12 protein-coding genes are annotated in these 16314 nt (G+C 41.6%); 8 read left to right on the top strand and 4 right to left on the bottom strand.

Translation table 11 applies throughout. The features are described 5' to 3' along the window. Positions 1–82 precede the first annotated feature (82 nt). A complete protein-coding gene (locus tag GLP24_RS09590; RefSeq protein ID WP_232578817.1) occupies positions 83–649 on the bottom strand; it encodes a PadR family transcriptional regulator in 567 nt (188 codons plus the stop codon). Positions 650–1060: 411 nt separating this feature from the next. After that, complete coding sequence (gene ppc / locus GLP24_RS09585) at positions 1061–3691, bottom strand: phosphoenolpyruvate carboxylase (protein WP_232577353.1); 2631 nt, start codon at positions 3689–3691, stop codon at positions 1061–1063. A gap of 627 nt (positions 3692–4318) precedes the next feature. On the opposite strand from ppc, the gene argC reads away from it, so the two are divergent. The 4 genes from argC (at position 4319) to argH (ending at position 9423) form a co-directional block, all read left to right on the top strand. Continuing rightward, positions 4319–5332, top strand: a complete 1014-nt coding sequence (gene argC, locus GLP24_RS09580; protein ID WP_232615922.1) for an N-acetyl-gamma-glutamyl-phosphate reductase — start codon at positions 4319–4321, stop codon at positions 5330–5332. Between the two features lie 10 nt (positions 5333–5342). Continuing rightward, a complete protein-coding gene (argB, locus tag GLP24_RS09575; protein WP_232615921.1) occupies positions 5343–6137 on the top strand; it encodes an acetylglutamate kinase in 795 nt (264 codons plus the stop codon). Positions 6138–6241: 104 nt separating this feature from the next. Next, positions 6242–7447 carry an argininosuccinate synthase gene (locus tag GLP24_RS09570; protein WP_232576066.1) on the top strand — a complete coding sequence of 402 codons (1206 nt, stop codon included), beginning with the start codon at positions 6242–6244 and terminating at the stop codon, positions 7445–7447. 98 nt (positions 7448–7545) lie between these two features. Continuing rightward, positions 7546–9423 carry an argininosuccinate lyase gene (gene argH, locus GLP24_RS09565; RefSeq protein ID WP_232615920.1) on the top strand — a complete coding sequence of 626 codons (1878 nt, stop codon included), beginning with the start codon at positions 7546–7548 and terminating at the stop codon, positions 9421–9423. A gap of 90 nt (positions 9424–9513) precedes the next feature. On the opposite strand, the gene GLP24_RS09560 is transcribed toward argH, so the two are convergent. Further along, entirely contained in the window at positions 9514–10242 is a 729-nt protein-coding gene (locus GLP24_RS09560; RefSeq protein WP_101768076.1) for a glutathione peroxidase, read from the bottom strand. A 159-nt stretch (positions 10243–10401) separates the two neighbouring features. Between GLP24_RS09560 and oxyR the strand changes: the two genes are divergently transcribed. Further along, the gene (oxyR, locus tag GLP24_RS09555; RefSeq protein WP_101768075.1) at positions 10402–11313 is read left to right on the top strand and encodes a DNA-binding transcriptional regulator OxyR; all 912 of its coding nucleotides are present in this window, start codon (positions 10402–10404) and stop codon (positions 11311–11313) included. 83 nt (positions 11314–11396) lie between these two features. On the opposite strand, the gene GLP24_RS09550 is transcribed toward oxyR, so the two are convergent. Next, a complete protein-coding gene (locus GLP24_RS09550) occupies positions 11397–13997 on the bottom strand; it encodes a penicillin-binding protein 1A (protein ID WP_232600216.1) in 2601 nt (866 codons plus the stop codon). Positions 13998–14145: 148 nt separating this feature from the next. On the opposite strand from GLP24_RS09550, the gene pilM reads away from it, so the two are divergent. From pilM to GLP24_RS09535, 3 genes are read left to right on the top strand one after another with little or no spacing between them, the layout of a single operon-like run. Beyond that, positions 14146–15126, top strand: a complete 981-nt coding sequence (pilM, locus tag GLP24_RS09545) for a type IV pilus biogenesis protein PilM (protein ID WP_221943695.1) — start codon at positions 14146–14148, stop codon at positions 15124–15126. After that, positions 15123–15734, top strand: a complete 612-nt coding sequence (locus tag GLP24_RS09540; RefSeq protein ID WP_101768072.1) for a PilN domain-containing protein — start codon at positions 15123–15125, stop codon at positions 15732–15734. Before pilM ends, GLP24_RS09540 begins: the two co-directional genes overlap by 4 nt. After that, the gene (locus GLP24_RS09535) at positions 15727–16311 is read left to right on the top strand and encodes a type IV pilus inner membrane component PilO (RefSeq protein WP_221943697.1); all 585 of its coding nucleotides are present in this window, start codon (positions 15727–15729) and stop codon (positions 16309–16311) included. The genes GLP24_RS09540 and GLP24_RS09535 overlap by 8 nt, the downstream gene beginning before the upstream one ends. Positions 16312–16314 lie beyond the last annotated feature (3 nt).

Here is a 16314-nt window from a genome sequence, read left to right as displayed (position 1 = left end):
GCTGTAGTTGATAGCGTTGGCATGAAATGTTTGTAATAAAAAAGCCGCAGTTTGAACTGCGGCTTTTTTGTTGGATATAAACTTAGTTGATAGCGACTGCACTACCTTCACTGTCCATATCTTTAAGTTCAGTTAATACTTCTTCAGCCCATAATATCCAAGCTTGGCGGTTATGAAGACCACGGCGCAAGGTTAAACGGTCGAGACGTTGCTGACGATCCATGTTTTTGTAATCACCAAAATGAATGTTCTCTAGCTCTTGATAATGACTTATCAAAATGTGTGATTCATCAATTAAAGCTTCAAGTTGCTGCTGCATTGGCAATGAATTGTGGACACCACAAATCAGTAGCTTTGCAGAAAACTCATCGCGAGTAGTGGGATTACGAGCTGGCTCTTGGAACCACTCAAATAACGCCTGATGACCAAGATCGGTAATTGAATACACTTTACGATCAGGTTTGCCATTTTGAGGTTCAAGACGACAAGTTACTTGATCGTTCATTGCCATTTTATTGAGTTCACGATACACCTGCTGGTGGCTCGCTTTCCAAAAATAACCGATACTGTGTGAAAATTCTTTGGTTATATCGTAACCAGTTGCTTCTCGAGTGCTAAGCACTGTTAAAATTACATGTGGTAGTGACATCTCTTCTATCCGTTAAATATATAAAATAAAAAAACACAATAGGGCTTAGATTATGTAACGCTTCAAATGACGTTTTTAATTTATAATCGTGCTATTGCACTGCCTAATTGCGGTCGCATAGAATATCATTAATTGGCTCAATATCGATACTTCTAGTTCAATTATCTGTTACTGAGGCGTTTCAATTTATTATCTTGTAAACAATAGCCAAGTTGATTTAGTACTAAAAAAATAATAATTTGATTGAAATATATTCATCTTTAATCATATTGATACTTTTATATCTTAGTCTTTATAAGCAATGTAGTGCTGTATCAAAATTGAGACTTAGCTATATTATTTAACAAAATTATAAATAATAGTCAAAAAAAAAGGCTATCCGAAGATAGCCTTTTTCGTGTGATTAGTCGATCAACCTGTGTTTCGCATGCCGGTTGCAATGCCGGCAATAGTAATCATTAATGCTTCTTCGAGCTCTGTTGGTAACTCTTTCTGTTGGCGAGTACGGTAAAGTAATTCTGCCTGCAGCATATTAAGTGGTTCAACATAAATATTCCGTAAGCGAATAGATTCAGCACCCCACGGATCTTGTTGCATTAAGTGATCATTATTTTCAACGGTTAAGACTGTTTTAATGTCTTGCTGTAATTGTGAGCGTAATTGCTTACCTAAAGGCCATAAGGCTTCATCAGTTAAGCGTTGGTCATAGTATTCAGTAATGCCAAGATTAGTTTTACTGTATACCATTTCTAGCATACCTAACCGGGTTGAGAAAAACGGCCATTCGCGACACATTTCTTCTAGTTGTGCGGTATCACCATTATCAATTGAATGTTGAATCGCTTCACCCGCGCCTAACCATGCTGGTAATAAGAGGCGGTTTTGACTCCAAGCAAAAATCCATGGAATAGCACGTAGGCTTTCAACGCCACCATTAGGATTACGTTTTGCAGGACGAGAGCCTAGCGGTAATTTACCCAGTTCAGATTCTGGCGTTGCGGCGCGGAAATAAGGAATAAACTCAGGTGTGTTACGGACTATATTACGGTACGCGTCACATGAAACATTAGAAAGTTGGTCCATAATCTGACGCCATTCTTGTTTCGGTGCTGGCGGCGGCAGTAAGTTAGCTTCTAACGTTGCGCTCGCATAAAGGCTGAGGCTGTTAATCGCCACTTCAGGTAGCCCAAGCTTAAAGCGAATCATCTCACCTTGTTCTGTTACGCGTAAGCCGCCTTTTAGGCTGCGTGGTGGTTGAGATAACAACGCCGCATGTGCTGGTGCACCGCCACGACCAATACTACCGCCACGACCATGGAATAAGGTAATTTCAACTTCTGCTTTTTCACAGACATCAACCAGTTTTTCCATCGCACTGTATTGTGCCCAGCCCGCTGACATGACACCGGCATCTTTGGCTGAATCAGAATAGCCAATCATTACCATTTGATGGTTTTGAATAAAGCCACGGTACCAGTCAATATTAAGCAGTTGCTCAATAACATCAGCACCATTATTTAAGTCTTCAAGTGTTTCAAATAATGGACACACATCCATGCGGAACGGGCAACCTGCTTCTTGTAATAATAGGTGCACGGCTAGTACATCAGAGGCTGTACGTGCCATTGAAATCACATAAGCACCTAACGCTTCACGCGGTTGTTCTGCAATCGCTTTACAGGTTTCTAGCACTTCTTGAACGTCAGCTGATGGTTCCCACTTTCGTGGTATTAATGGTCGTTTAGACGATAATTCACGAACTAAGAATGCGATCTTATCTTGTTCACACCACTGACTGTAATCACCTAGACCAATATGACGCGTTAGCTCTGAAATAACATTTTCATGGCGAGTACTTTCTTGACGAATATCCAGTTTAACCAGATGAACACCAAAACATTTTATACGGCGTAGTGAATCAAGTAGTAAGCCATCAGCAATGATCGCCATACCACATTGATGTAATGACTGGTAACACGCAAACAGTGGATCCCATAGCTCAGCAACATCATTAATAATGTGCTTAGAAAGGGGAGCGCTACCGTTGATTTGTGCTTCTAAACTATCGCGAGTAATAATCAGTTTGGTACGTAGTTGTTTTAGAATTGCACGGTAAGGTTCGTGTTCTTCACCTGCAAGTTCACGCACTTCATCATTACACTGAATCATTGATAATTCATTGATCAATTCTTGCACGTCACCAAGGTAAAGCTCTGCAGCTTTCCAGCGTGAAAGACGTAAAACTTCATGGGTAACATCAGACGTTACAAATGGATTACCGTCGCGATCTCCGCCCATCCATGATGAGAAGGTTACTGGCGCGGCATCTAATGGTAATTTTTTATCTAAATGCTGTTGCAGTTTTTCATCAAACAGACGTACAAATTCCGGTACCGCTTGCCATAATGAATTTTCAACAACCGCATAGCCCCATTTTGCTTCATCAAGTGGGGTTGGGCGTTGCTGGCGAATAACATCGGAGTACCATGCTTGAGCAATCAGTTGTTCTAATCGTTGTTCAACACGTGCACGTTCAGCGGTTGATAATTCACTTAGCTCTAATTGTGATAAACATTTATTAATCTGTACCAATTTATGGATCATGGTACGACGTGCAATTTCAGTTGGGTGAGCGGTTAGCACTAAATCGATATTTAATTCATTAATCGCCACTAAAGAATCTGCAGGGTTAACATCATGCTGCACTAATTTAGTAAATAATTCATCGAGAGCATCTGGGCTACATAATGTCGTTTCACGTTGACGTGAAATAGTATGGTATTGCTCTGCAATATTGGTGAGATTAAGGAATTGACTAAAAGCTCGAGCTACAGGAAGTAATTGGTTATCGGGTAGGTTTTGTAATTCAGCAATCAGTTTTTCACGATCATCTTGATTACCAGTACCAGCCGATTTCGAAAGTTTGCGGATAGTTTCCACTTTGTCTAAAAGTTCATCTCCGCAGGCTGTTTTGATCGTATTGCCCAGTAAATGGCCAAGCATACTGACATTACTTGTTAACGCACTGTATTTCTCGTTCATATAGTATCCATTCCGTAATTTTATTACATCCAATTTAACCTTTACCCACAATCTAGCCGTGAAGTTAGTGACAGGTCAACAGAGATTGTATTTATAGCTAATAAAAACTATTGATATTGATTTTGGTCATAATCTTGATTGAATTTTGTAATTTTGTTTCATTCTAGTCTGTGATAGCCCACATTTCTGTTCATTATTAATGAGATAGAGCAAAAAACGGCCAGATGAATAATTGTCTCTGTTATTATTTAATGTCGTAAAGGTTAATCAAAAGCTAATAAAATATATTTTTTTATCGTTATACTATTGACAGTATGTAATTTAACCAGTAAACATATTAATTCAAATTTATGAATAAATGGTTACGACTATTTATTTGTCTTTGAGCAATGGAACGCTCAGGGTTAATTGTTTATGCAGGAAGTTATTATCATGGACTCAATCTACACATCTCTCTTTATCTCCCTTCGACGACGCTAAGTCTTTTGCCTTAGGCGCTTTTACGTGCCCTTTATTTGCTGTTTACAGCATACCTCCGTTAGCCGTTATGACAATTATATTTACCTATGCCATAGATCCAATTATTTGATTACGGTTCGATAACACGACTACGATATGGAATTAGCGATGTTAAACACGATTATTATTGGCGCCAGTGGCTATACCGGCGCAGAACTGGCAAAAATAGTGAATCGTCATCCGCAGTTAACGCTTTGCGGTTTGTACGTTTCAGCCACCAGTCTTGATGCAGGAAAGCCATTGAGTGCGTTGCATGGTCAGTTAAGAGATGTGGTTGATTTACCGTTGCAGCCGCTAACGGATATTAAAACAGCTGCGGCAAACATTGATATTGTGTTGTTAGCAACTGCCCATGAAGTGAGCCATGATATTGCGGCTGAATTTCTTAATTTGGGGTGTCAGGTGTTTGACTTATCAGGGGCGTTTAGAGTTAAAGCTGATGATTTTTATCGTCAATATTATAACTTTGAACACAAATATGATAAGTGGTTAGAGAATGCTGTTTATGGTTTAGCTGAATGGAATCATGATCAAATTCGTCAAGCTCAGTTAGTTGCCGTTCCTGGGTGTTATCCCACCGCCGCTCAATTAGCGTTAAAACCATTGCTCGTTGCCGGTCTACTTGATTGCGATCAATGGCCGGTGATTAATGCGGTTAGTGGTGTGTCGGGTGCAGGTCGTAAAGCGAGCATGACCAATAGTTTTTGTGAAGTGAGCTTACAGGCTTATGGCTTATTTACGCATCGACACCAGCCTGAAATTGCCCATCATCTTAATTGCGATATTATTTTTACGCCTCATCTCGGGAATTTTAAACGCGGTATTTTAGCTACCATTACCGCTAAATTAGCCATTGGTGTAACCGCTGATGAGGTGACTGCCGCAATGGAATCTGCGTATTTAAATGCAGCCGATCAGCATGCGGTACGTTTGCTTAAAAATAAGACCGCCAAACTTGATGATGTTGTTGGTAGTTGTTTTTGTGATATCGGCTGGCAGGTGCAAGGTGAGCATATTATTTTAACCGCCGCGATTGATAATTTATTGAAAGGGGCGTCATCACAAGCAGTTCAATGCATAAATATTCGTAATGGCTTTCCTCAGTTAACCGCATTGGTGTAGGAGTAACACAATGAATCAAGTCCCTTTAGTGATTAAATTGGGTGGTGCTGCACTGGAATGTAATCTCACCTTAGAACGATTATTTTCAACCATCAATGCTTACCAATCCCGTTCACAGCGTCCAATCTTATTTGTTCATGGTGGTGGCTATCTCGTTGATGAACTTATGAAAAAATTGCAGTTACCAACTGTTAAAAAACAAGGATTACGGGTTACGCCAAGCGATCAAATTGGTTTGATTACCGGCGCGCTAGCGGGCACTGCTAATAAAATGCTGCAAGGGCAAGCCGTTAAAGCGGGAGTGGCTGCGGTAGGACTAAGTTTAGCTGATGGCGGTTTATGTACTGTCAGTCAATTAGATCCAGAACTTGGTGCTGTCGGTCATGCTGAGCCTAATAACGGTGCTTTAGTGTGTCAAATTATGCAGTTAGGTTTTGCGCCAATCATTAGTTCTATTGGGCTTAATGATAGGGGTGAAATGATGAATGTTAATGCCGATCAAGCGGCGGTCGCGGTCGCTGCGGCTGTTGGTGGTGAATTGGTATTATTGTCCGATGTGACGGGAGTGCTTGACGGTAAAGGTAATTTAATTAAGCAGTTAACGGAATCTGAGGCGGAAGCGTTAATTGCTCAAGCGGTGATCACCGATGGCATGATTGTGAAAGTGCGCGCGGCATTTACAGCGGCTAAAGCACTAGGGCGTTCGATTGAAGTCGCCAGTTGGCGTTATCCCGACAAGCTCAATGATTTATTAGCGGGCGACAGTATTGGGACTCGATTTACGCTGTCATCAGCGGGTGATTAAACAGCATTGATTTAGATGACTTGATTTATGACGACGAATTAATATTTTTTGAAAATAGTGCCTGAACGGGATGACCGCGACAAGGCTGAAAAGGAGAGCAGCAGATGAGTAAAATTAATAAAGTGGTATTGGCCTATTCAGGTGGTTTAGATACTTCAGCCATTATTCCATGGTTAAAAGAAAACTATGACTGTGAAGTGGTCGCATTTGTGGCAGATGTTGGTCAAGGTGAAGAAGAGTTGGTTGGTATTGAAGAAAAAGCCATCGCCTCTGGCGCCTCTGCATGTTACATCGCTGATTTAAAAGAAGAGATGGTAAAAGATTATATTTATCCATCCCTTAAAACTGGGGCAATTTACGAAGGTAAATATTTACTAGGCACCTCAATGGCGCGTCCGATTATCGCTAAGGCGCAAGTAGAGTGTGCATTAGAAATTGGTGCTGATGCGTTGTGTCATGGTTGTACGGGGAAAGGTAATGATCAGGTCCGTTTTGAAGGAGCGTTTGCTGCTCTTGCACCACAACTGACCGTGATTGCGCCATGGCGTGAGTGGAATTTACGTAGTCGTGAAGCACTGCTTGATTATTTGGCTGAACGTAATATTCCTTGTACCGCATCGTTAGAAAAAATTTATTCACGTGATGCTAATGCATGGCATGTTTCCACTGAAGGTGGCGTGCTTGAAAATACGTGGAATGCACCTAATGAATTATGTTGGGTGTGGACTAAAGATCCACAGCAAGCGCCTGATGTGGCTGAAACGGTGTCAGTGCTCGTTGAAAAAGGTGAGGTGGTTGCCGTAGATGGTGAGCCGATGACACCGTATAACGCGCTTCATTATCTGAATGGTAAAGGCATAGAACACGGTATTGGACGGATTGATATTGTTGAGAACCGTCTCGTAGGAATTAAATCGCGTGGTTGCTATGAAACTCCGGGTGGCACCATCATGATGGAAGCACTGCGTGCGGTTGAGCAATTAGTGCTTGATAAAGAATCGTTTGAGTTCCGTCAAACCATTGGGCTTAAAGCATCACACCTTATTTATGATGGCCGTTGGTTTACACCATTGTGTCAATCGTTGTTAGCCGCGGCGAATACGCTGGCACAAGATGTGACGGGTGAAGTGGTGATTCAACTTTATAAGGGGCAAGCGACCGTTACTCAAAAGCGTTCACTCAATAGTTTGTACTCTGAAGAGTTTGCAACGTTTGGTGAAGATGATGTTTATGATCATAGCCATGCTGGTGGTTTTATTCGTTTGTATTCTTTGGCTAGTCGTATTCGTGCGCTTAACAGTCAAAAATAATTAATTCAAGATTGTAGCTTACGCTAGATCGACGATGATATTCGTTGCAGCGTAAGCTTCTCAATACTATTTCACTGGACAGAAAAAGGAGATTCACCATGGCATTATGGGGAGGGCGGTTTAGTCAGGCAGCTGACATCAGATTTAAACAATTTAATGATTCGTTGCGTTTTGACTATCGACTCGCAGAGCAAGATATTGTCGGTTCAATAGCTTGGTCAAAAGCCCTACGCCAAGTGAATGTGTTAACAGAAACAGAGCAACAACAGCTTGAATTGGCACTTAATGAACTCAAATTAGCGGTAATGGAAGATCCTGAGCAAATCCTCGCTTCTGATGCTGAAGATATTCACAGCTGGGTGGAACAACAATTGATTGCTAAGGTCGGAGATTTGGGTAAAAAATTGCACACGGGTCGTTCGCGTAATGATCAGGTGGCAACAGATCTTAAACTGTGGTGCCGTCAGCAAGGGCAACAATTACTGTTGATGCTGGATAAATTACAGCAACAGTTAGTTACTGTCGCGCGCCAGCATCAAGCAACCGTGCTACCTGGATATACTCATTTGCAATGGGCGCAACCTGTCACCTTTGCCCATTGGTGTTTAGCCTATGTGGAAATGCTAGAGCGTGATCATTCACGATTGGACGATGCTATGACGCGACTTGATACCTGTCCATTAGGTTCTGGGGCACTGGCAGGAACCGCGTATCCGATAGATCGTGAAGTGTTAGCGCATAACCTTGGCTTTCAGCGAGCAACCCGTAATAGTCTTGATTCGGTGTCTGACCGCGATCATGTGATGGAATTATTGTCTACCGCATCGATTTCAATGCTGCATTTATCACGAATGGCAGAAGATTTAATTTTTTATAACTCTGGCGAATCCAATTTCATTGAACTTGATGATGCGGTGACGTCTGGCTCGTCGTTGATGCCGCAAAAGAAAAACCCCGACGCACTTGAGCTTATTCGTGGCAAGTGTGGTCGAGTGTATGGTGCGATGGCAGCGATGATGATGACGGTTAAGGCATTACCGCTGGCTTATAACAAAGACATGCAAGAAGACAAAGAAGGGCTATTTGATGCGTTAGATAGCTGGCATGATTGTATGGAAATGGCTGCATTATGTTTTGAAGGGATCAAGATTAATCAAGATCGTACTTTAGAAGCGGCGATGCAAGGTTATTCAAATGCGACCGAGTTAGCCGATTATTTAGTGGCAAAAGGCATTCCTTTTCGTGAAGCTCACCATATTGTTGGGGTTGCAGTTGTCGCTGCAATTGCGAAAGGGTGCGCGTTAGAAGAACTCTCTCTTGAGGAGATGAAACAATTTTCAACAGTAATTGAAAATGATGTTTATTCGATTCTGACCATTGAATCATGTTTAGATAAACGGTGTGCTTTAGGTGGTGTTGCGCCAAATCAAGTTGATTATGCCATTGGTCAAGCGGAAAGGCGGCTTGATAAACGTTATTTGCCTAATGTTAAAATACGAGGCGCACGACTCACTGATCTTGATGCTATCGAAGGCATGGTGGTGTATTGGGCGGGGCTGGGTGAGAACTTACCGCGTAATCGTAATGAGTTAGTACGTGATATTGGTTCATTTGCTGTAGCTGAAAATCACGGTGTGGTTACAGGATGTGCGTCTCTGTATGTTTATGATTCAGGGCTGGCTGAAATACGATCTTTAGGGGTTGAAGCGGGTTGGCAACAACAAGGGCAGGGTAAAGCGATTGTTGAACATTTGCTGGATAAAGCGACACAAATGGCGATTAAAAAAGTATTTGTGTTAACCCGAGTGCCTGAGTTTTTTATGAAACGTGGTTTTACGCCGACGTCAAAAACATTGTTGCCTGAAAAAGTAATGAAAGATTGCGAGCGTTGTCCTCGTCAACATGCGTGTGATGAAGTGGCTTTAGACGTTTTGCTCGATAAATCTCAATACATTCAAACGGTGAATGTTGCTTAATTCATTATAATAAAAATTCGCTTATTAACATGAGGAAGCCCTCATTTCAGTGTGAAATGAGGGCTTCTTGCTAACGGTTTAGTGGTGGTATTAGCCTAAGAAGATTTCTAACTCTTCGCTACCGCCAATGTGCTTACCACCAATGAATACTTGAGGAACAGTACTACGACCAGTAATTGCACGTAAAGAAACGGTTGTCGCATCTTTACCTAGAATGATTTCTTCATACTGTAGACCTTTGTCGATCAGATTCTGTTTTGCTTTAACACAGAAAGGACAACCGGGCTTAGAGAATACAGTGATTGATTCTTGTAGTTTTTGTTTTGGTGCAATGTAGCTCAGCATAGTGTCTGCGTCAGAAACTTTGAACGGGTCGCCTGGTTCTTCATTTTCAACAAACATTTTCTCAACGATGCCATTTTTAACTAGCATGCTGTAACGCCATGAACGTGCACCAAAACCTAGGTCATCTTTTTCAACTAACATGCCCATGCCGTTAGTGAACTCACCGTTACCATCAGGAATAAAGGTGATGTTTGTTGCTTCTTGATCTGCTTTCCATGCATTCATTACGAACGTATCGTTAACCGATACACATAGAATGTCGTCAACGCCATTATCAGTAAACACTGAAGCTAACTCGTTGTAGCGAGGTAGGTGGCTAGAAGAACATGTTGGTGTAAATGCGCCGGGTAGGCTAAATACAACCACAGTTTTATTAGCAAATAACTCATTAGTTGTTACGTCAATCCATTGATCACCCTTACGAGTGTGGAAAGTAACTTGAGGTACTGGCTGACCTTCTTTAGATGCGAACATAATGTGATTCCTTAAAAAATATAAATTAATTTAATGCAATCGGAGCTTCGTTAATATGGTCTCCATATTGATGAAGTAATTATGCGATTTTACTCTTGATAGTTCTAATCGTTTACTGCTATGGTTTTAATAGTTAATTCCTATCGGTAGCCCTAGCTAATGAATATTCGAGATCTTGAGTACCTTGTCGCCCTATCTGAACATAAGCATTTCCGTAAAGCCGCTGAAGCATGTTACGTCAGTCAGCCAACCCTAAGTGGTCAAATTCGTAAATTAGAAGATGAACTAGGGGTATCGTTGTTAGAACGAACCAGTCGTCGCGTACTTTTTACCGATGCGGGATTGAGTCTAGTCGCTCAAGCTCAAAAAGTGTTGCTTGAGGTCAAAATATTGACCGAACTTGCTAGTTTACAAGGAGAAAGCATGGCCGGTCCGTTACATATTGGCTTTATTCCAACCGTCGGTCCATATTTATTACCGCAAATCATTCCAACGCTTAAAGAAGCCTTCCCTGAGCTAGAACTCTTTTTACATGAAGCTCAAACCCATCAATTAGTTCAACAACTTGAAGAGGGTAAGCTTGACTGCATGATTTTAGCATCAGTCAAAGAGAGCGAACCTTTTATTGAGTTGCCATTGTATGATGAGCCAATGATGCTTGCTGTGCCTGAAACTCACCAATGGGCACAAGAGAAAGAAATTGATATGTCACGTTTACATGGTGAAACCTTGCTGATGTTAGAAGATGGGCACTGTTTGCGTAATCAAGCATTGGGTTTCTGTTTTGCCGCAGGGGCGCGTGATGATGGTCGTTTTAAAGCCACTAGTCTTGAAACGTTACGTAACATGGTTGCTGCAGGAAGCGGTATTACTTTGCTACCGCAGTTAGCAACACCTAAAGAACATTGTCGTGATGGCGTTTGTTATATTGCTGCAGAGCATCCGCAACCAACTCGGTTGATTACGTTAGCCTACCGTCCTGGCTCACCGCTTAAATCACGCTATGAAAAATTAGCTGAGACCATCAAATCTAAAATGCCTGATATTTTCGAGAAACACGTTCAAAAATAAAATATTCATGATTGTTAATTAATATTTTAGATAAAAAAAGAGCGCCTATTGGCGCTCTTTTTGATCGCGGTTAGAAACCGTAATTAGAATAACTCTTCTGCCGTTTCAGTATCAAACTTCTGCTCAGAGGTAACTTGGCGAGCTGATTGTGTTGGCTCAGTCCCTTTGATGAAGTACTCATACATTGAGCTTGAACCATCATGATCTGACAGTTTACCTGTTGCGCGATCAATACGTACTTTAACGATATCAGCTGGGATCTGTAATGGCTGCTCTGGGGTGTTTTTCAGTGCTACACGCATGAAATTGATCCATGTTGGTTGTGCTGCATTACCGCCGTACTCACCACCTGCAACTTGGTTTTTTCCGAGGTTTTTATTAAAGCTAGTGCGGCCTAATGTATGACGGTGGTTATCAAAACCTACCCATGTTGTAGCGACAATATTAGGGCCAAAACCGGTATACCAAGCATCTTTCGAGTCGTTAGTGGTACCTGTTTTGCCACCAATATCATGGCGACCCAGCACGCGAGCTCTAAAACCTGTGCCGTAAGGATGGCCGGGTTCCCCCCAAATATTACTGATTAACATTTGACGGACAAGGAACGCATTTTGTTCACTGATCACTTCAGGTGCATAACGTACTGCTGGTGGGGTGATTACTTGCTCTAGTTGTTCTAATGTTGGTTTTTCAGCGATAGGTGGTAATGGTTTATTTGCAGGTGCATTTTCAGTGGCCGTTGCTGCTGCCGTTGCGAGTGCTACTTGCATTTTCGCTTGTGGATTTTGGCTTTGGCAAACATCATTACAAACAATTTTAGGATTAGCACTGTAGATCAATTCACCATTACTATTATCAACTTTATTGATTAAGAAGGGTTTGACTGCATAACCACCGTTAGCAAACACAGAATAGCCTTGCGCTAACTCTAGTGGGGTTAAACTACCCGCACCTAAAGCTAATGGCTCTGCGTGAGGAAGATCTGAGCGTTTAAAGCCAAATCGGGTTAGATAGTTAATGGTGTAATCTAAACCGGCTAGACGTAATACACGAATAGCCATCACGTTAATTGAACGTGCTAAACCAATACGAGCACGTGTCGGACCACCATAACGACCATCAGCATTTTTTGGTCGCCACGCTGTGCCTTGCCACTTATCCCATTTAGTGATCGGCGCATCATTAATCAGAGTTGCTAATGTCATTCCTTTTTGAATTGCCGCTGAGTAAATAAACGGTTTAATCCCTGAACCTACCTGACGAATAGATTGAGTGGCACGGTTAAATTTACTTTGGGTGTAGTTAAAACCACCAATCATTGCCAATATCGCACCGTTATCGGGTGACATTGCGACAAACGAGGTATTGGCTCCTGGAACTTGGCTTAATACCCAATGGCTAGTTGTTATTGCTGCTGTGTCAGCAGTAGCGGCAACTATTGTGGCTTTATTTTGGACCCAGATTTGCTGACCCGCAGTTAAGATTTGAGCCGCTGTCGTTGGTGCTGGTCCTTGAGAGCTATTAGTCTGGAACTTACGCGCCCATTTCATACCATTCCAGTTTAAGGCAACGGTTTCTCCAGTCTTGGTAACGACGGTCACTGATTGATGCTGAACTTGAGTGACGACGGCTGGCACTAATTCACCATAAGTTGGTTGGTTACTTAGCTTCTCAACGATCTGGTTCGCATTAAGTGGTGTTTGACCTGGTTTCCATATCACCGCTGTTGCACCACGATAACCATGACGTTCATCGTAACTTAGTAGATTATCAACCGCAGATTGTTGAGCCGCATGTTGTAACTTAGCATTAACGGTGGTGTAAACATCCATGCCTTTGGTGTAAGCATCTTCACCATAACGGTGAACCATCCATGCACGTGCACGTTCTGCCACATAGGGTGCATATAATTGGATTTCAGTACGGTGGTAACGGGAAACAATCGGCTCTGAACGTGCTTGATCCATTTGTGCTTGGGTGATGTAACCTTCTTTAAACATGCGATCAAGTACCACATTACGACGAGTTGTCGCGCGATCGATAGAGTAAATAGGGTTCATGGTTGACGGTGCTTTAGGTAAGCCTGCAATCACTGCCATTTCACTTAAGGTTAGCTGATTAACATCTTTACCAAAGTAAACTTGTGCTGCTGCTCCAACACCATAAGAACGGTAACCGAGATAAATTTTATTGAGATAAAGATCAAGAATTTGATCTTTCGTTAAAATTTGCTCGATATGAATTGCAATAAATGCTTCACGAATTTTACGAGAGAAGGTCTTTTTATTGGATAAGAAAAAGTTACGTGCAAGTTGTTGAGTGATCGTACTGGCACCTTGACGAGCATGACCAGAGATTAACATTACAAAAGCAGCACGTGCGATACCAATCGGATCGACACCGTGGTGTTCATAAAAACGACTGTCTTCGGTCGCAATAAAACCATCGACTAGTAGTGGTGGCATTTGTTTTAGTGTTAATGGTATACGACGTTTCTCACCAAACTGTGAGATCAGTTCACCATCGGCACTGTACACTTTTAATGGTGTTTGTAGTTCTATGTTTTTTAATTTAGCAACATCTGGAAGGCCTGGTTTTAGATATAAATAAAAACCAAAAATTGTACCCACTCCAAGAGTGATGCAAATTATTGCAAGTATTAGTAATCGCTTTATGAACTTCACTTGAGATTTCCCGTTACGCCATCGTTCTGGCGGTCATTATCTATTATCTTTTACCTTCAAGTATAAAGATAACAAAAAATTAATTAATGCCGTTGATGATGTTTATTCGAAATAGTTTGTTTTTTCGCCACATGGGAGCATAACACGGATGTTTCGGAACCCATTAAGTGTTGGGGTAGATATTGGTAATCACAGTATAAAAGCTGTGGTACTGCAACAAAAAAAAGAGCAGTTTGAGTTAACTGCGTTTGTTGAAGTTGAGCTGACTAAATCCGTTATAAACGATCAGCATAGCGTGAATAGTGCTGAGCTGTTGTCAGCAATGCGTCAAATTAAAAAGCAATTACCATGGCAAGCTAAAGCCGTTACCTTAGCCTTACCTGACAGTGCTGTGATCAGCAAAGTTGTTCAATTAGGTACAAGCCTTAGTGAAGAAGAGGCGGAGTTTGCCATTGTGCAAGCATTGGGCGCGGCTTCTCCGTTTCCGGTTGAAGAGCTATGGTTCGATTATTTTCCTTTAATTAGTGATCGTTTTAGTGATTCAGCGTCCACAACACCGTTCCAAGTATTTGCTTCACGTCGAGAAACGATTGATAACCGTATTAATTCATTGCTGAAATTAGGCTTTAAACCAAAAATAATGGAGCTACAAACTCACGCTTTATTATGGTTGGCGGAATATCTTGCTGATATGGGCAGTCATTATAATCAATGGGGTGTGGTTGATGTCGGTAAACGACACACTGAATTTTGTATGAAACCCCAAGGTAGTGCGGCTTACCATCGTGAAATTCGATTTGGTACGGGGTTGTTTGAAGATCAAGATGAGTCAATTGCTCTTGGTAGTAATCATGCTGAACAATTTACTAAACAATTGGCTGAACAGTTAAAGCGCCAAATTCAATTGTATAACTCGACTCACCCTCGTAGTGGTATTAAAGGGTTGTGGTTATGCGGTGGCGGGCAAAGCTTGGTCTCTGAATCATTGTTGCAACGATTAATTGGTCTTGATGTGGTGTGGGTGAGTCCGTTTCAGCATTTTAGCTGCGCAAAGAAAGTTGAATTACCGCATATGATGTCAAGTCAGTATGCCGTCGCTACAGGCTTAGCATTGCGGGGGCTAGCATGATCGATAAACTCAATTTGTTACCGTGGCGAGAGTTACGGCGTAAACAACATAAACAGCGCTTTGTTGGCTTACTGATGGCAAGTGTTGTTGTGGCAATGATGGGTAACGGTGCGATTGGTGAATACATTGAAAATCAGCAATCGCAACAGCAGAGTCGAAATAACCAACTACAACAAGAGCTAACCAATTTAGAGCAACGGTTGGCCTTTTTGCCTAAATTAGATAAACAGCGACATGCAATTGAATTGCGCTTGAAAGTTATTGCAGATATTCAATTATCACGTAATCGAGTTACCCAACTGCTTAATCAATTACCTGAAGTTGTGCCAGCTGGGGTCTATCTTGACGGCGTCAATTTAGCGATTCAACGGGTTAATGTTGATGGTTTTGGCGATACTAACGGTCATTTAGCGGCTTTGCTAGGTAAGGCCGAGCAATCACTGTGGTTTAAAAATATTGAAATGCATTCTTTAGTCACCACCAAAGGTGCAGATAAACAGCAAAAATCACAATTTAATGCATCTTTTGATTTAACTGTGCCAGTTATTACTAAGCAGCCAATGAAGGCAACCTTTACTACTGCAATAGTGGAGAAAACCGATGATTGATTGGCGTGAATTAGAATTAGATGAAGTTACTGAGTGGCCATTGTTACCACAGTGTTTGATTGCTTTGGTGCTGACATTATTGTTATCAGTATTTGGTTATTGGTATTGGTTAACGCCATTGACTGAGGCTTTAGATCAACAAAAACAACAGGAAATAACGTTACGAGGTCAGTTAGTGAGTCGTGCTGCTCAAGTGGCGGCCTTGCCTCGAGTTAAAGAACAAGTTGCAGAGCTTAATCGTCGTTATCAAGAAGTGATTGAGCAGTTACCTGAAGAGCAAGAGTTAGCAAGTTTATTGGCAAGCATTAACGACATTGGGGTTAAAAATGGATTGATTTTTCAGTCGATTAAGTGGGCTTCACGTATAGAGCATGATCTTTATTATGAGCTACCACTTAATATGCAACTCACAGGATCTTACCAACAAATTGGTCAATTTGCTGAAGCGATAGCACAACTTCCACGGATTGTTAATTTACGCAATGTTGAGTTAGCTCGAGTGGACAATCAAGGTTTTGATGAGTTGTTGTCGCTAACAGTATCTGCAACTACTTATCGTTTTAAAGCACCGCAATAATGA

It is taken from the genome of Photobacterium carnosum (assembly GCF_021236965.1).
Classification (GTDB): domain Bacteria; phylum Pseudomonadota; class Gammaproteobacteria; order Enterobacterales; family Vibrionaceae; genus Photobacterium; species Photobacterium carnosum.
Note: the sequence above shows the minus strand (reverse complement) of the source record. Positions and strands in the feature narration are given on the sequence as shown.